The organism is Sporosarcina sp. P34, assembly GCF_002743375.1.
Taxonomy (GTDB): Bacteria; Bacillota; Bacilli; order Bacillales_A; family Planococcaceae; genus Sporosarcina.
Genome location: NZ_PDZC01000008.1, coordinates 101,912 through 118,943, shown reverse-complemented (window position 1 = coordinate 118,943; position 17,032 = coordinate 101,912). Strand labels below are relative to the sequence as shown.

General features: G+C 41.6%; 20 protein-coding genes and 1 riboswitch. Of the genes, 3 read left to right on the top strand and 17 right to left on the bottom strand.

The window, feature by feature from the left end; all coding sequences use genetic code 11:
- Window positions 1–121 precede the first annotated feature (121 nt).
- The 3 genes from CSV63_RS12460 to CSV63_RS12450 all read right to left on the bottom strand — a co-directional run bounded on the left by CSV63_RS12460 (window position 122) and on the right by CSV63_RS12450 (window position 2,484).
- Window positions 122–448, bottom strand: coding sequence for a YuiB family protein (locus tag CSV63_RS12460; protein WP_099696096.1), 327 nt, complete (start codon window positions 446–448; stop codon window positions 122–124).
- Between the two features lie 219 nt (window positions 449–667).
- Window positions 668–1,882: an NAD(P)/FAD-dependent oxidoreductase gene (locus CSV63_RS12455; RefSeq protein WP_099696095.1), complete on the bottom strand. Its 1,215-nt coding sequence runs from the start codon at window positions 1,880–1,882 to the stop codon at window positions 668–670.
- Window positions 1,883–2,118: 236 nt separating this feature from the next.
- A complete protein-coding gene (locus tag CSV63_RS12450) occupies window positions 2,119–2,484 on the bottom strand; it encodes a HesB/IscA family protein (protein WP_099696094.1) in 366 nt (121 codons plus the stop codon).
- Between the two features lie 119 nt (window positions 2,485–2,603).
- On the opposite strand from CSV63_RS12450, the gene CSV63_RS12445 reads away from it, so the two are divergent.
- Window positions 2,604–3,308, top strand: coding sequence for a DUF2225 domain-containing protein (locus CSV63_RS12445; protein WP_199203661.1), 705 nt, complete (start codon window positions 2,604–2,606; stop codon window positions 3,306–3,308).
- Window positions 3,309–3,367: 59 nt separating this feature from the next.
- On the opposite strand, the gene CSV63_RS12440 is transcribed toward CSV63_RS12445, so the two are convergent.
- Window positions 3,368–3,607, bottom strand: coding sequence for a NifU family protein (locus CSV63_RS12440; protein ID WP_099696092.1), 240 nt, complete (start codon window positions 3,605–3,607; stop codon window positions 3,368–3,370).
- An 83-nt stretch (window positions 3,608–3,690) separates the two neighbouring features.
- Between CSV63_RS12440 and CSV63_RS12435 the strand changes: the two genes are divergently transcribed.
- Window positions 3,691–4,017, top strand: a complete 327-nt coding sequence (locus CSV63_RS12435) for a YuzD family protein (protein WP_099637055.1) — start codon at window positions 3,691–3,693, stop codon at window positions 4,015–4,017.
- 150 nt (window positions 4,018–4,167) lie between these two features.
- On the opposite strand, the gene CSV63_RS12430 is transcribed toward CSV63_RS12435, so the two are convergent.
- A complete protein-coding gene (locus tag CSV63_RS12430) occupies window positions 4,168–5,235 on the bottom strand; it encodes an NAD(P)/FAD-dependent oxidoreductase (RefSeq protein WP_099696091.1) in 1,068 nt (355 codons plus the stop codon).
- 138 nt (window positions 5,236–5,373) lie between these two features.
- Here CSV63_RS12430 and CSV63_RS12425 point away from each other — a divergent pair, with 138 nt between their 5' ends.
- Window positions 5,374–5,610 (top strand): YuzB family protein, encoded by a 237-nt coding sequence (locus tag CSV63_RS12425; RefSeq protein WP_085131442.1) that lies wholly within the window; start codon window positions 5,374–5,376, stop codon window positions 5,608–5,610.
- Between the two features lie 163 nt (window positions 5,611–5,773).
- On the opposite strand, the gene CSV63_RS12420 is transcribed toward CSV63_RS12425, so the two are convergent.
- From CSV63_RS12420 to CSV63_RS12370, 12 genes are all read right to left on the bottom strand, one after another.
- Window positions 5,774–6,541, bottom strand: coding sequence for a TIGR01457 family HAD-type hydrolase (locus tag CSV63_RS12420; protein WP_099696090.1), 768 nt, complete (start codon window positions 6,539–6,541; stop codon window positions 5,774–5,776).
- Complete coding sequence (locus CSV63_RS12415; protein WP_099696089.1) at window positions 6,538–6,984, bottom strand: DUF86 domain-containing protein; 447 nt, start codon at window positions 6,982–6,984, stop codon at window positions 6,538–6,540. Before CSV63_RS12415 ends, CSV63_RS12420 begins: the two co-directional genes overlap by 4 nt.
- Window positions 6,985–7,084: 100 nt before the next feature.
- Window positions 7,085–7,435, bottom strand: coding sequence for a YutD family protein (locus tag CSV63_RS12410; RefSeq protein ID WP_233192089.1), 351 nt, complete (start codon window positions 7,433–7,435; stop codon window positions 7,085–7,087).
- An 18-nt stretch (window positions 7,436–7,453) separates the two neighbouring features.
- Entirely contained in the window at window positions 7,454–8,419 is a 966-nt protein-coding gene (gene lipA, locus CSV63_RS12405; RefSeq protein WP_099637051.1) for a lipoyl synthase, read from the bottom strand.
- Window positions 8,420–8,699: 280 nt separating this feature from the next.
- Window positions 8,700–8,834: a methionine/alanine import family NSS transporter small subunit gene (locus CSV63_RS16370; protein ID WP_233192082.1), complete on the bottom strand. Its 135-nt coding sequence runs from the start codon at window positions 8,832–8,834 to the stop codon at window positions 8,700–8,702.
- Window positions 8,835–10,355, bottom strand: a complete 1,521-nt coding sequence (locus CSV63_RS12400; protein WP_099696088.1) for a sodium-dependent transporter — start codon at window positions 10,353–10,355, stop codon at window positions 8,835–8,837.
- Window positions 10,356–10,515: 160 nt separating this feature from the next.
- A complete protein-coding gene (locus CSV63_RS12395) occupies window positions 10,516–12,084 on the bottom strand; it encodes a Na+/H+ antiporter NhaC family protein (RefSeq protein ID WP_099696087.1) in 1,569 nt (522 codons plus the stop codon).
- A gap of 192 nt (window positions 12,085–12,276) precedes the next feature.
- Window positions 12,277–12,452, bottom strand: a riboswitch (Lysine riboswitch).
- Window positions 12,453–12,507: 55 nt separating this feature from the next.
- Window positions 12,508–13,275 (bottom strand): sporulation protein YunB, encoded by a 768-nt coding sequence (gene yunB, locus CSV63_RS12390; protein WP_099637048.1) that lies wholly within the window; start codon window positions 13,273–13,275, stop codon window positions 12,508–12,510.
- Between the two features lie 47 nt (window positions 13,276–13,322).
- Complete coding sequence (locus tag CSV63_RS12385; protein WP_233192080.1) at window positions 13,323–14,702, bottom strand: bifunctional metallophosphatase/5'-nucleotidase; 1,380 nt, start codon at window positions 14,700–14,702, stop codon at window positions 13,323–13,325.
- 5 nt (window positions 14,703–14,707) lie between these two features.
- The gene (locus CSV63_RS12380; RefSeq protein ID WP_099696085.1) at window positions 14,708–15,532 is read right to left on the bottom strand and encodes a sulfite exporter TauE/SafE family protein; all 825 of its coding nucleotides are present in this window, start codon (window positions 15,530–15,532) and stop codon (window positions 14,708–14,710) included.
- A complete protein-coding gene (locus CSV63_RS12375; protein ID WP_099696084.1) occupies window positions 15,532–16,392 on the bottom strand; it encodes a DUF72 domain-containing protein in 861 nt (286 codons plus the stop codon). The genes CSV63_RS12380 and CSV63_RS12375 overlap by 1 nt, the downstream gene beginning before the upstream one ends.
- 173 nt (window positions 16,393–16,565) lie before the next feature.
- Window positions 16,566–16,919, bottom strand: coding sequence for a rhodanese-like domain-containing protein (locus CSV63_RS12370; RefSeq protein ID WP_099696083.1), 354 nt, complete (start codon window positions 16,917–16,919; stop codon window positions 16,566–16,568).
- Between the last annotated feature and the right edge of the window lie 113 nt (window positions 16,920–17,032).

Genomic DNA, 17,032 nt, shown 5'->3' with positions numbered 1-17,032 from the left:
GCCCTCACCTCCTTTATTCTTTTCATCTCTAAATCAACGTAAAAAACGGAACTGTCACAAGATGTCGTAATTCACGACTTCCTGTCCAGCTCCGTTTTTTCATATCACGTATGGAAAAATATCAAAACATCTGATACCCCATCTTGCGTAAAGCTTTCATTACAAAACCTGCGATAATCGCTCCGACCATACCACTCGCCAGGATCACGATATCCACGGCATGTAGCGACATAATATTCGCCCCCAGCTCACTAAAAGCAAAACTAGGCTTCGTAATGTATTCATACATCGGCACATCATCAATAATAAAAATTACAATAATCGGATAAACGATAGCCATAAGCCACGTCATACGTAACAACATATTTATTAAAAAACCGATACCGAAAAACATTACAATAAATATCAAGATCGATAGCATCACTTGTGCTATGGATATAGTTTGCATGCTTGCTAACCCCCAGTTCATCACTTCAACATTTTACAGGATGATGCGACGGCTTTCAATAGAATGAGACAGTGTACACAGAACGTTCTTTGCAGATGTCATGAAATCTTAAAATCTGACAGACGATTTTATCTAATTTAACTACTTCTATAGTTGACTTATTGCCTATTTTCATGCACACAAAAAGCACTCGCCTCTGCGAGTGCTTTTCTATATTTATTATAAAACGTTGAATTTACCTTTTTTAATCGTCAATCCAAGACCGCCAATCATGAATAGAGCACGATTATCGATCATTTTTTTCATGAAGGATGCCTTCGCACCTGTCACTTTTTTATCGAATACGACACCAATCGCATCGGAATCACCTAGAGAACAAACGCTACCTTTTAAATCCGGTACGAATTCTTTCGTTGGATTCCCTTTCATCAATGCAATAATATTGTTGGCAATCATCTCACCTTGTTGCATAGCAATTTGTGCAGTTGGTGGGTATGGACGATTGATTGCTTCGTTGATCATCAATGCACAATCACCTACAATAAATACATCATCGAATCCTGGCGCACGCATATCTTTCTCAACTTTAACACGAGCACGCATGTTTTCTATACCTGATTCTTCAATCAAATGGTTACCGCGAACGCCAGCAGCCCACACGACTGTACCCGCTTTGATGAATTCAAACTCATCTTCGCCTTTTTTAATCTTCACGCCTTCAGGAGTCGCTTCAACAACCGGTGTGCCGATAGAGAATTCTACGCCTTTTGCACCCAATTGGCGCACTGCGTATTCCACCAGTTCCGGATCGAAACCTGGCAAGACCATTGGCGCTGCTTCTACACAAAGAATGCGTACTTTTTTGGCCGGTACGTCATATTCTTTACAGAGTTCAGGGACACGGTCTCCTAATTCACCCAGGTACTCGATTCCTGTGAACCCAGCCCCACCTACGATAATAGTCAAACGGCTATCATTTTTCACTTCTTCAGTAGACCATGTAGCGAATTGATATTCCATGTGATCACGGATGTGACGAGCTGCATTCACATTGGCGATAGACAATGCGTACTTATCCAAACCTGGAATTCCGAAAGTTTCTCCTTCGAAACCAAGACCAATTACTAAATAATCGTATGTGTGAGAACCGAGGTTCGTTTTGACGTTTTTCGTTGCGACATCGATGCCCGTAACTTCAGCTTCGATGAACTTTACTTTATTGCTATTGATTACGCTGGAAATATCGTAGCGAACTTGTTCTGGAGTTAATGTACCAGCTGCCGCTTCATGCAACCACGTAGATTCATAGTGATAGTCATTTTTGTTGATTAGAACGATATCTGCTTCATCTGCACCTAATGACTTCTGTAAATTCACAACAGTCATCAAACCGCCATAACCTGCACCCAATACTAAGATTGTTGGTCTTTTCACGTAAATCGAACCACCTTTTAGTTTCTTAAACGCCGAGTACGTGTAAAATCAATCTTACTTATTTTGCAGTGCCGGCATTTAGTTTGATATAAATAGAATCTTACTTTCATTTCCTATAGTAGACCTTTTGCGAACGTATTTCAACAGAATTATAATTGTGCAAATAATCAAATTAGACTAGTGACTTAGCGTCCTTATAATTCCATCACATTCTGCTCGACTACTATCTTCTTCATTTACTCGCAATCTGCCGGAGCGCCAGCTTTGGTAGCTGTTCTAAATGAAGTACCGCAACCACAATTTGCAATGGCGTTCGGATTGTCGATGGTGAAACCGCCACCCATTAAAGATTCTTTATAATCCACTTTTGTCCCTACAAGAATCGCTGCATCCTCTTCTTTAATCACTACAGGAATGCCATGTGCTATATAAGAAAGATCATCCTCTTCTTTTTCCTGAGCAAAACCAAGACCGTATGTTAATCCGCTACAACCTCCGCCATTAACGGAAACGCGCAAGAAAGATCCTTCTTCTTCATTATGTGTCATCATTTTTTTTACGTGAAATGCCGCTGCTTCTGTAATCTCTACTGTGTTCGTCATGAATACCACTCACTTTCCACGTTTTCTTTTTATCATATCAATCTTTTTCATCACAATGCAAACAAATAGCCCCCCACTAGGTCTATTATAATGTATAATAAGACTTAGGACAGAAAGGGATGATACTAGTGGAAATTAGCCCGTTTTACGAGAAGAAAATGCAGTGCTTACTGTGTAAAGAGCATTTCCCTACTACTAAAGTTCGTTCTCGCCAAGTACGAGTAATTGATCATGATAGCGATTTTAGACCTATTTATATGAACAAGGAAGTTAATCCTATTTTTTATAATGTTGCCGTATGTCCGAATTGCGGTTTTGCATTTACTGATGATTTCGCTCCTTACTTTGCGCCGGGCACAAAAGAAATGATCGCTAAAAACATAACAGCTAAATGGCATAGCCGCTCATTTGGTGGCGTACGGACGAAAGAGCAAGCAATTGAAGCCTATAAACTAGCGTATTTAAATGCCAATTTTAAAAAAGAAAAATATTTAACGATAGCAGGAATTATGTTGCGTATCGCCTGGATTTATCGTACTGATGAAAACCGCCAGAAAGAAATGCGTTATCTCGAAATATCTCGTGACCTCTACATAAAGGCATTTTCTGAAGGTGATTATATCGGAACACAAATGTCTGAAACCCGTGTGCAATATATCATTGCGGAATTATCTTGGCGCATCCAGGATCGCACAGAAGCCATACGAAATTTCTCACGTGTAATTGAAGCGCAAAACAGATCAACCGAACCTACAATTATCAAAATGGCCAAAGATCGATGGCAAGAAATTCGTGATGAGGAAACTGCTCATAAAACCAGTTGAATAAGGAAAACCGTGCAAAGAAGGTATACTTCATTTGCACGGCTTTTTATTTAGTGAAATTAAAATACCTGTTCTACTTCTACTACACCTGGTACTTCTTCAAGTAATGCACGTTCAATACCAGCTTTTAATGTAATCGTTGAACTAGGGCACGTTCCGCATGCTCCTAATAGGCGCAGCTTCACTATTCCTTCTTCAATATCCACTAGTTCACAGTCCCCTCCGTCTCGCAAGAGGAATGGGCGCAATTTATCCAGCACTTCTTTTACCGGCTCATATAATTTAATATCTGTTGTCATTGTAAACACACTCTCCTTTCCTTATACTTATTATAAACTGCCCAGCAGAAAAAATCCAATAATGAATCGGAGGTTTGATTAATATGTCGCAATCCCCAGTAACAATTGAAGTATATGGAGCAGAAGTCATCTGTGCTAGTTGTGTAAATGCACCTTCTTCCAAAGATACGTATGAATGGCTTCAAGCAGCCATATCAAGAAAGTACCCTGAACAACCATTTTCTATTACGTATATTGATATCGACCAAGAATTAACAGAATCACGACAACGAGAAATCGTCGAAAAAATTCGTGATGATGAGTATTTTTATCCACTCGTCATGATTAATGATGAAATGATTGGAGAAGGCCATATTCAACTAAAGCCTGTTTTTAACGCATTGGAAGCACAAGGTTTTCAAGCCGAATAAATTGAGAAATTGATGGATTAATTGAGAACAATACATTCATTGAAGCGGTCGTTCTATGTTGAACTGACCGCTTCTTTGTATGCAGTGAACGATGGAAACATCATAACTAAAGAAAGCCACTTCATGGAAGTGACTTTCGGATAGTTGAATTTATCCGTTGTGCCATTTGTACATCCATAGCAAGCCGGATTTCATTAAACGGGCGATTCTTCCTGTAACGGTACGATCCGCCAAGTACGCAAATCCTTGCTTCTTCCCTAACGAGCCCATGAAACCTTTTAGTTTCAGCTCTGGCATTTCCAGCATTAGCGGCTCACCTTTCCAAGTGGAGCGTAATACTTGAACGATTTGCTCGCCTTGAACTTCTGCCAACTGTGCGCTTGGTGCATGTGGAAGCGCAGCGATGTCCCCGACAACGTAAATGTTTCGGTAACTTGGAACTTGGTGGTATTGATTGAGTACGATACGGCCTGAACGGTCTTTCTGAATGACTAAATCATCCACAACCTTGCCCGGCTTAATACCCGCTGTCCACACTACTGCATCTACATCAATTGTATCTTCATGATTATACAGAATATGTTCGCCTACTTTGGTAATGTTCGAATTCGCAACGACTTCTACATCGTTTTGATCAAACCAACCTTTTACGAAGTTACTCAATCGCTCAGGGAAGTCACGTAAAATACGCGGGCTCCGATCGAATAATTTAATCTTCAAATCCGGACGACTCTCACGTAACTCACTCGCTAATTCGATACCGCTAAGTCCCGCACCTACGATTCCCACTGTTGCGCCATCGCCCAGTCCAAGTAACGTCTGATACGTCCGGCGGGATTTCCCAATCGTTTGGATACTCAGCGTATGTTCAGCTGCCCCAGGTACGTTGTGGTAATTATCTTCACTACCAAGTCCGATGACTAATTCGTCGTATGCAAGTGCTTGTCCGTCTGCCAGCAACACTTCTTTTTCTTCTGGCTTGATTTCTTGAATCTCGCCTTCTACCACTTTCAATTGGTCATGAACAGGGATCGCGACGCGTACATCGGAATCCGAAACAGTTCCTGCTGCCAATGCATAAAATTCTGTTTTCAAACTATGAAATAAGGTTCTATCGACAAGTGTAATTTCAATATCGCTTGGTAAATCTTTATTTAGTAAACGCAATAAAATTCTCATGTTACCATAACCGGCACCTAATAATAGTAATTTTCTCATAATGTCCTCCTTCTATGTCAATTTTCTCATGCATCCCATTCGCTATTATAACAGTATGTGACAACTTTCACAATATGCCATGTTCATTGACGCTTTTGTAAAAAAAGAGTACCATTTCTTGTAGGCGAGGTGAAAAAGATGAATCCCATCGTAGAGTTTTGTATGAGTAATTTGGCCAATGGTGCCTACCCTGTATTCGAAACGTTGGAGCGTGACCCAAACATTGACGTACTCGAATACGGCTGTTTGAGCTATTGTACGAAATGTAGTGACACATTGTATGCGATTGTTAATGGTGAACTTGTCGAAGCGGATACAGCGGATGAATTGACGAAGCAAATTTATCAGTTCATTGAAGAAAATCCACTTTTCTAATAAACTACTGTCAACAGGATGTCTTCTAGTGATTACGCTTCTAGTGACATCCTTTTTTGCTATAGTCCACTATCATTGCCCACTATTCCCTAATAGCTACCCTGTTAAACAAAAAAGCTATCGCAAGAAGTCGGAATGTAACGACTTCTTCGATAGCTTCTTTTTACTTTAGCCATTCCCCAAGCGTATTCAGCACATAAGTAGGTTGTTGCGCTTTCTTTAGCACATCTTCCCTACGCGTGACTCCTGTCGCGACATACGCTGTGTCTATCCCATAGCGAATACCCGCCATGATATCCGTATCGTAATTGTCACCGATCAGGATCATGTCTTCCTTCTCATACATCCCTTGCTGCCGGATGAACTCCAGCATATGCGGCTCAGGTTTTCCAACAATGAGTGGCTTTGTATCTGTCGCCGCCTCCATCAACTTAAGGAAAGAACCGTTAGCTGGTACTAGACCTTTTTCAGTCGGGAATTTAATATCTTGATTGGTCCCTAAGAAATGAGCACCGTTACGTATCGCCAGACAAGCATTCGCGAGTTTGTCGTATGTAACCTGACGATCGAGTCCCATTACCACCACGTCTGGGTTCGTTGTGGTGATCGTAATATTTTCGAGCTCCAATGCCTCACGTAATCCTTCTTCACCGATCATCATGACGTTTGCACCACCGTAATGCTGTTTGCAATAACGAGCCAGTGTGGTGGCTGAATTCATGATGAAATCAGTGCCTGTACGCACACCAAAACTTGCTAGTTTCTTCTGTTGCGCAGTACGTGTCAAGGCAGCGTTATTCGTAATAAAATACGTTTCCTTCCCCTCAGCTTGGCACGCCGCAACGAAATCCACCGCTTCTTGGATAGGTTCACTACCACGATACATCGTGCCATCCAGATCGAAACAATACGCTTTATATTGTTTGATCATTCTGTCGGAAGAAACGCCGAGACTGGACCTAATTCATTCGTTAAGTAGTCTCGCACTTGTCCTGGGAATTGTTGTAGTTCGTTATGCGTCTCGCTAATGGATTGTACTACTTTATCTGCATCGACTTCCACGAATTGGCGGACAATCATTGGGCGTAATGAAATGAATGCTTTTAATGGAGTGGCTTGCTCGGGTAGGATCACCTTTTCATCTTCAAGAATATCGATTATATCGTCATAACTTCCAGGATCACGCATGATGAATCCATCAATCATAGAATTTCCTACGTCAATGATTCCTTCAATCAAACCATGTGCAATTCGCTCTAAAGCTAGCTTATTTACATCGCTTTGTAGCCAGTTCGTTTCCTTTTCAAAAATATCGATCAACTGCTCCATATACACTAATGTTTTACTGATTTGGTTTTGATCTACAAAATACATACTGTTCTTCCTCCTCCTATACCTCATACTTCTATCTTACCATATTTATTGCGAAACGAATGAAGGCTCCGAGCTAATTTGCCCGAAGCTTTCATTTTTATTATTCTATTTTTGAAGTAGACGTCGTTTCAGAATGTACTTCTTCCACCGCTTCCACTTCCGTTAGTTCCGCTTTTACTTTTCCAATCTTTTTCAAGATAAAATAAGCACAACCGAAATTACAGTATTCATAAATATAATCTTGGACAGTACTGATTTTTGTTTCGTATGTGGATTTGGGATTACGGTCATCAAAAAAGCCTTTTAATCGTAATTGACCATATCCCCAGTCACCCAAAATAAAGTCATACTTTAACAGTACTTCGCTAAAGCGTTCGTTCAAGGCTTCTTCATTGAACCCATCACGAAACTCTTCTGCAATTTCATATTGCATATTTTCTACAATAACCATTCTCTGCTTCACTTCCATTTAACTGCTCGCTTGTCCTTCAAGCTTCAGCAGTTCGTCACCTTGGCGCTGTTTTTCTCTGGCAGAAGCATTAACTTGCTCGTCTGCGTGGTAACTTGAACGCACAAGCGGCCCCGCCTCACAATGAGAGAATCCTTTAGTCATTGCAATTTTACGCAATTCACCAAACTCATCAGGCGAATAATATTTTACGACTTTAGCGTGTTTTTTTGTTGGTTGCAAGTATTGACCAATTGTCATGATATCTACGTTGTGTGCACGAAGATCATCCATTGTCTCAATAATTTCTTCCATTGTTTCTCCGAGTCCTACCATTAGTGAAGACTTTGTCGGGATCTCGGGATACATGTTTTTGGCACGTTGAAGTAATTCAAGTGAACGATCGTATGTTGCACGCGCACGAATTCTCGGTGTTAAACGACGTACTGTTTCAATATTATGATTGAGGATATCTGGTTTTGCATCCATCAAACGTTGCAAATTCTCTATATCTCCACCCATATCCGATGGCAATACTTCAATAGACGTAAATGGATTCTTCCTGCGTATCGCACGAATGGTTTCCGCGAAAATTGCAGAGCCTCCATCTTTTAGATCATCGCGTGCTACAGCAGTAACAACGGCATGTTTTAAATTCATCAATTCAACTGATTCCGCTACGCGTTCCGGTTCAGCGGTGTCAAGTTCATTGGGTAAACCTGTTTTAACTGCACAGAAACGACATGCCCGTGTACACACAGCCCCTAAGATCATAAAGGTAGCTGTACGTCGCTCTCCCCAACACTCATGAATGTTCGGACAACGCGCTTCTTCACATACAGTATTCAAGTTCTTTTCGCGCATTAATTTCTTTAAACCTGTATAGTTCTCATTGGTGTTCAGCTTAATTTTCAGCCAATCCGGCTTTCTAACATGCTCAGATTTTCTTCCTGTTTCAGGTTTGCATGACAACGCTACCGACTCCATTCTGTTGATAGATTCTTCTCATGTCAATGTAACATAAATTCGGATAACCTTCAATTATAGTTGACATACATTGCAAGCAATAAGGTAAGTGTGTAGAAATTTGGAATAGGATGAGTGATTTTGGATTTCCGCTGTTGTGGTAGATGATTTCTTTTACGCGCGGCTTTGTTCCCTTTCATTGCTTAAGTATCCGCCTGTAGCGTCGATCAACGATGCACTCACCAACTCACATCAAAAAACACCTGCAACCAAATTACTGGTTACAGGTGTCCACCGTTTTCTATTCGATGTTGAATTTCTTTCGAAACTTACTGAGGATCGTCGCGTAAAAGATGCTAATAAATAGACCGCCCCAGATGATTGTCACACCAAGTAGCATCATGAGAATTGCAGAGCCGCTCATTCCTGTATCCATTTATAGCCCCCCTTTATCTTCTTCATAATCTGTTGTAATTCGTGTGTTGTCTTTCCATTTTAATGACGTGAAAACGATCGACATCACAAAGGCGCCAATTGCTACCGGCCAGCCAATCGTCCATAAGAACGATGTAGGATATCCTTCATAGTTTTCTGCGATGTTATCCTTGATGAGGAAGAATAACATCGTACCCAATACTACGGGTGTGATGAATGATAGTGATACTTTCCACCACCAGCCAAGACGTATATCTGATACTGCGTTAGCATGCTGTTCGAACAGACCAAGTTTTCTGAACACCCAAGCCAGTAAGATCACTTCAATTAGACCGATGACTGCGATACCAAATTGGTTGATAAAGTAATCCGCTACGTCTAAGAAGTACAAACCACCGTTCGTTGCATATAGCAGGGAGATGACGGCTGATAATCCGACACCGATCGTCACCGAACGACGTCTTGAAATGTTGAATTTATCTGCCATACCTGCGATGTACGTTTCACAAATCGAGATGAGTGAAGTGATCCCAGCAAGTGTCAGAGACAGGAAGAAGAATGCACCGAACAAGCCATTTAATCCTGGCATTTGATTAATAATTTCAGGGAATACGACGAACGCAAGCCCTACACCTGCCGTGGCTACGTCTGCTACGTCTACTCCTTGATTCGTTGCCATGAATCCTAGTACCGCGAATACTCCAATACCTGCCAGTAACTCGACAGAAGAGTTTGCAAAACCTGTAATAAAGGCGTTATTTGTAATATCGGATTTCTTTGGTAAATAACTAGAATAGGTAACCATAATGGCAAATGCAATCGATAAACTGAAGAAGATATGTCCATACGCTGCAACCCATACACGAGGGTTCAGTAACTTATCGACATCCGGTTTAAAGAACGCATCCAGCCCAACCATAGCCCCGTCAAGAGTGATGGCACGGATGACGACAAATAAGAAGAGTAAGAAAAGAACAGGAATAAATATCCGATTCGCCAATTCAATCCCTTTTTTGACACCACCCATTAGGATGATGTAACAAATCACCCAGACAAGGAGTAAAGGTACTACTACACCTCCAACAAGTCCTCCGACCTCTCCAGGTTTATCCGCTAAACTCAGAACATCACCGAAGAAGAATGCTTCTGGATTCTTCCCCCACGATAAACTAAATGAGTAGACGGTATATTTCATAGCCCATGCAATGATTACGGCATAATAGGTAGAAATAACGAAGGATACAAAGATCCCCCACCAGCCTAGAAACTCGGCTTTTTTTCCATTCAATCGGAAGAATGAAAGAGGAGCTGATCCACGATATTTATGTCCAATCGTGAATTCCATAATCAGGATCGGAATTCCTGCTGTTAAAAGTGCAAATAAGTACGGAATAAAAAATGCGCCGCCGCCATTTTCATAGGCAACATAAGGAAAGCGCCAAATGTTTCCGAGTCCTACAGCCGAACCCACTGCAGCCAGTATAAAACCAGCTCTCGTTCCCCACTGTGAACGATTTTCCATACCACTTCACCTCTTTTTTGTTATTTTACAAAACTTTTACCATTCAATTTATTCTGACAACTCTAGTTCTGTATATTTAGTATAAACAGCCTAATTAAAGATGTCAAAACAAATTTAGACTAAGAATGAAGTAATTATCACTCTTAGTCTAAACGGTAAATTATGCTATTTGTTCTGATTGTTTCCTACCTTTTGCGCTCAAATATGCGAATAAAACTATTAGGGTAATAATAACAGCTGCTAAACCGATCCACACAGAACCCGTTAGCCCGAGCACAACATATCCTATTGCTGCTACAGCAGCCGCGACAAGCGCGTAAGGTAATTGTGTGGACACGTGATCCATATGGTTACAACCTGCTCCAGTAGATGAAAGAATAGTCGTATCAGAAATCGGTGAACAATGATCTCCAAATACTGCGCCTGCAAGTACTGCCGCCAAGGCCGGTAATAATAATTCAGGCGCTGCATTGACCATAATGGTACCCGCAATTGGCATTAAGATACCGAAAGAACCCCATGAAGTACCTGTTGAGAATGCCATTAAACCCGCTAATATGAAGATCAATACTGGAAGGAACGTGACAGGAATATTCAGTTGCTCAACCATGGTAGAAAGGAATAGACCTGTATCTAAGGAAGCGATTAGCTCAGTCAATCCCCAAGCAAAAATTAAGATGAGAATGGCAGGCATCATCGCTTTTACTCCGCTAATCAATGCACGCCACATCCATGATACACTTGCTGTTTCGTTCTTTTTCATTTGCAGAACATATAACAACATAGCTAGCAAAGTAGCCGTAACGCCACCAATTACCAAAGAGAACGGTACATCAGTGTTTTCAAATATTGCCCAAATATCGAAAACGCCTGCTTCTTTATAGCCAGTAACAATCATCATGCCGAGCGTTACCACAATCAGCGTCACGATCGGCGCAACCAAATCACGAACTTTGCCGTGTGTATGCTCAGGGAATTCTTCCTTTAGCTGACCTGGAATTTCTTTACCTTGATCATAAAGTTCACCTTCATTCATTGCACGGTCTTCATGCTTCTTCATTTCAAAGAAGTCATTATTCGTCCAAGCGAAGAAGAAGACCATGGACAATGTCGCAATGACATAGAAGTTCATCGGTGCCATCAAAATAAATGCCGTCAATGGTGAATAGCTCACCGCTGCTGTCGTACCTAAAATAAGTGCAAGTTGTCCAATCAAGAATGCACCCCAACTCGAGATGGGTGACACAACACAAATAGGTGCTGACGTTGAGTCAATGAAATATGCCAATTTCGCACGAGAGATTTTGTGCTGATCTGTAATGGGTCTTGCAATCTGTCCAACTGCCAAGGCATTGAAGTAGTCGTCTACAAAAATGGCAATCCCTAGCCCCATCGTCAACAGCTTCGCGCCACGTTTTGTACGGATGCGTTTGACTGCCCAGCGTGCAAATGCAGCGCTCCCTCCGGATAAACTGACGAATGCCGTAACGATACCTAGTAATAATAGAAATAACATAATAAAAATATTGTATGTATTGAGCCCGCCATCCCAAAATGAAACTGTCATAGCCCTCCATACACCTTTTAGTGTCTCAAACGGTGCAAAATTCGCTAATAGTAAAGCTGCTGTAACAATTCCCGCACCTAGTGATAATAATACTCTCCTTGTCACTAACACCATTACGATGGCGATAATAGGAGGCAAAATAGAGACCCATGTTCCGATCATTGTAATTCCTCCTCTTTCTAGTTGCTAGATAATATCGAAATGCAGAAGATCTTTCGAAGAGTGGAAAGCAGATACGATCGTGTAATTCCTTAATTTACCGATAAAAAAAGCCAACCCCACAGGCAGTAGCATACGTGTAGGAGTTGGCCAGTCAATTGATCAAGCAATACATTCAAAAATCGCAGTACAATTGGCAACTGTAGCTCTCCATACATTTATCGCTGTATGACAGTGTCATTCCTCTTTGAAATGACCCCAACTTGAGAAGTTGACCCTTCTCAAACTTCGGCATGGTCTCCTTTCGCTCGCGGTCATAGATGTCACTCTCTCGCCAAGTACTTATAAACCATGCAGCCTCTACGTAAGTCTCGATATTCTTCTGTTCCTAGTGTAGCAATAATCGACTTTGTTCACAATAGCCATTTACTCCGTCTTCTCTAGCGGGACTTCGATTTGTGCTGGCGTTTGCTCTCCTTTTGAATAAATTTGTGGTACCTTTCCTCTAATCAAGCCAATGGCAATCGGTATTTTCTGCTCCACTACACTTCTGCTAGTTGCTAGCGGAACGATAATCTGCACATTGACTTGTAACATCAGATACACTTCCACATAGGCATTATTAATACCAAATTCACGAATATCGGTTTCTACTGTTGCATGTACATCTCCAATGACGTGGAAGCGGATGGGGATTTTCGGCCCCAAGTTACCGAGCAACGGAATATTCGCGGCTTGACCAATCGGAACAAAAAATACAATACCTTGTTCTTTTTCCATACGGTCAGGATTGTACTCGAGATCTCCAAGTGGCGGTAGCATATCGAGATCTCCGCCTTCTGCGCGCTCTAGATGATTTTCAACAAGCTGATGAATTTCTGACATGACTTGGCTGATAATTTCAGCGTTAAACTTCGTTGTCACCGTATCTGTTGTATCATCGGGAACATTTTCTATAATTTCATTGACATCGTAGACACTGGTGGATCGATTGTTAATGGCTTGACTAATCACGTAACTGGCTATTTTCTGCGTTTGCACTTCGGCATATTGTGTATAGATTGGCGTAAGCTGTTTATTGACCGTATAGAAAAATATCGCCACTCCCACCATGATGGTCGGGATGACAAAGCGCAGAATGGTTTTCCCATAGTTAAACTTCTTTGGTCGTTTTTGATTCGTATAAAACCGCATGAAAACGCCTCCTACTTCACATTATGCGAAATAGGAGGCGGACATAACTACCGCTCATTGAAATATTTCCTTCCGTACCAACCGAGGATATCGCGAATCATTTCCGGCATGATATATTCTTTCTTCGCTTCTTTTAATACTGGATAGAAAAAGCCAAACGTGAACATATCAAGTGTTGCCAACGTATACATTTTACCGGGTTCTACCAAACGGTTGCCTGCAAATAATTGTCCGTCCGTGTTACGGTATAAATGTTCATGTATCATACTACCCATCAGCGTCCCACGAAATCCTAAACCTTTTATCGGAAGTTCCGTCCACTTTGGATCAAGTGATTGCTCATACACTGTCAGCAAATCCTTGCCATCCAAATGAATTAGACAAGGATTAATAGGGTGTGGCAATAAAGAGTGCAAATCCCCTTTTGTCACCCAGCCTTTATCTAAACTACCAAGGAAAATTCCCGCATTGAAAAGCGCGCAGTCAGCATCAAGATACGTAAGTAACGCGCGGCCAAACAGCGAGGATAACGGACTGTCTCCTGTAAGACGCTGTGATAATGGAGAGGGATTATAAAACACAGGCACTTCTAGTGTCTCTTCCCCCTTGGCAAATAAACTATTCACCTGTTCCATATCCTCTTCTGACATTTCCATCATCTGTGTTGGAAAAACCTCTGCGTTCATATGAATGACCTGACCTGTCATACGGTCTATATCGATCTGGACGTGACCGACATACTGACCGAATTTTTCTGCTGCCGCAAGTAGCGTGTCGTCAATCCATTCACCTTTTTGTAATAAATGGTGCGTGTGTGCTCCTAAAATCACATCGATCTCCGGGCATTGCGCAGCTAAAATACGATCTTCATTGATTCCCAAATGCGAGAGACAGACGATGACATCGCATTGAGGACGCAAGTTTCGAGCCATTTCCTGCAATGCCGCGTGCGGGTCGCTTACACTCCAGCCAAGTTGTTCATAAAAAGCATAGTATGGCGCTGTGGCACCGATGACGCCGACGCGCACACCTTCCGTGGTCTCCAATATTGTGGACGTCTTCGCCCAGTATGGTAGCTTACCATCCAGTTCAGTCAAGTTGCAGAGCACTACATCAAAGTGCGCATCTTCATATAATCTATTTAACGCTTCCTTTGACATGGTGATTCCTTCATTATTGCCAATCGTTACTGCGTCATATCCTGCTTTGTTTAATAATTCAATATTTCCTTTTCCTTCCGTTCCTTCGGTAAACGGATGAGACCGATCAATATGGTCTCCAATATCAAATAGAAAACAATGCTCCCCATTCTCTTCAGCTTGTTGCATCCGCTTAGTAAGAAAGTGATGAATTTGCGGCCAATTCTCGAAATGACTATGGACGTCATTCGTATGATAAATATGGATCGTTGCTACCGTCTCCTTCATATATGTCAACCCCAAATCCCCTCATAGATGGAACGAAGTCCAAAGACGAGTAAAATGATGCGTATGACTAAAACCAATGTATCTGATTTCATTTTGCTATTTAAATAGGCACCAAGCATGCCACCGAAATAGGCGCCCGGCACGACAGGTATCGTATACAGCCATGGCACATGACCGAGTGAAATATGAGATACCGAGTTAACGATAGCTGATAAAAACACCATAAGCATAGAGGTTGCAACAGCGACGTGTGGCGGGAACAAGAAGAGTAAAATCATTGCTGGCACAATCATCGTACCGCCACCTATTCCGAATAAGCCTGACGTAAATCCAATGAACAATGACAATAAGATGGCAAACCAAATGGGGTAGCCATAGATATGTGTTTTACCTTGCGGATCAGTAAACTTGATCTTTTTCCCATTGTCTACAAACCATCGAATCGGTTTCAAATATTTTCTCGTTAATAACAGTGTAGATAAAATGATGAGTAATATGCCAAAATATAAATTAAATGAGGACAAACTTACGCTTTTATTGACTAGCGCACCTAGAATGATACCCGGTATACTTGCAGCGAAAAATAACAATGCACTACGATAATCAATCGTCTTTACTTTCATATAAGACAGTGTCGATCCAAGTCCATTCGCAATCATCATGATAACCGACAAGCCCACTACACTTTGCGGTGTAATATCAGGAATCATTCCTAAATTTAATCCGACAAACAGTGTGACAGGAACCAAGATGGTTCCTCCACCGAGGCCCGCAATCGAACCGATAATACCGGATACTAAACCTATTAAGGCGAGTGCTACAAATTCCATCACTGATCCCCCTCAAATAAATCCAGTTGCTTGGTGAGAGGCTGACCGTATTCTATGTTAAGTAATCGTGCAAATTGTTTGGCGTTCTTCGCAGCATGCTGCCCAGAGTTATTATTAAAGATGACAAATACTTCGTCTGTCTGTTTTTCAAGATGTTTCACGATGTCACGCATACTCTCTAACTCTTTTTCATTATAATCATAAAGATAGCGAACTTTACGCCATGCTTTACTATCTCCCGTAGTATTTACCCACCCTTTATCATTGCGACCGTGGAGCCGTAACAAAACTTTCGGATCCGTTGCGACTGGGACTAGCGGTACACTTCCGTCCCCTACTTGTGGCTCATCACACACGACATGGATGATGTTTAATTCTTTTAGAAAGTCGAGTGTTTTCTCCCGATAAGCTGGAGAATACCACGTTTGATTGCGAAACTCTACAGCGATCGGTAACGGCTGTAATTGTTCATGCACATAGCGAATGCGATCCACATTTTCCTTCTTACAATCGAACCAAGGTGGAAATTGTACCAGTACCATCGCGAGCTTCCCCGCCTCAACAAATGACGTCAGGGACAGCTTAAACAGCGAGAACATTTCCTCTTCAGATTCATATGGTAACTTTCCACGCTGATGACCTGTGATACCCTGATACGCCTTCACGACAAATTGAAAATTAGCGGGCGTTTCCTCTGTCCATTTATCCATCACTTTCTTCGATTGTATCGCATAAAATGTCGAATCTAGTTCGACGATTGGAAAGTGTTTACTATAATCTACTAGTTTTTTATTCGCGACTGTTTTCTCATTGTATAGACTTGGATGGTCTCCCCACCCTGTCAGACCAACATGTATCATGGAAAACCCTCCTCTTATGATCTTTAGCTTAGTGTATCATATCTTATGTATTTTCGGAAAAGTCGTACTTCCTGATTTGGTAGTAGTATTTTCTGTCTTTCGCTAGTCAACCGATCTACTATTCAAGCAAAAAAGCGTCCCGGGATAAGATCTCCGAGACACTTCTTCACTCATTACTCTTGCCATGCGCTCATTCCACCGCGTACATTCGTTACATTCACGAATCCTGCTTTTTTCAGTTGGTTTGCTGCCTTGGCACTCCGCATGCCGCTTTGACAGATGACGATGACTTCTTGATCTTTCTTCAATGTTCCCATCTGTGTTGAAAGCAAATTCAAAGGAATATTTTTAAATTGCTTTATATGGCGTCCTGAATATTCAGCTGGTGTACGTACATCGATACATTGTACGTTTTGATCGTTCACTCGATCTTTTAATTGTGCAGTCGAAAGTGAACGCACACCTTTTGCAGGCTTCATGCGCCAAACTACGAAGCCGACGAGAAGTGCTATGATGATCCATTCCATAATTAATGCCTCCTATTAGTGAGTCCATTCGATGATGACGAGAATGACTCCCATTACCGCAAATGCTATATGGCCAAGACAAAAGCGCGGAAATACTTTCTTTTCCAGTTCTT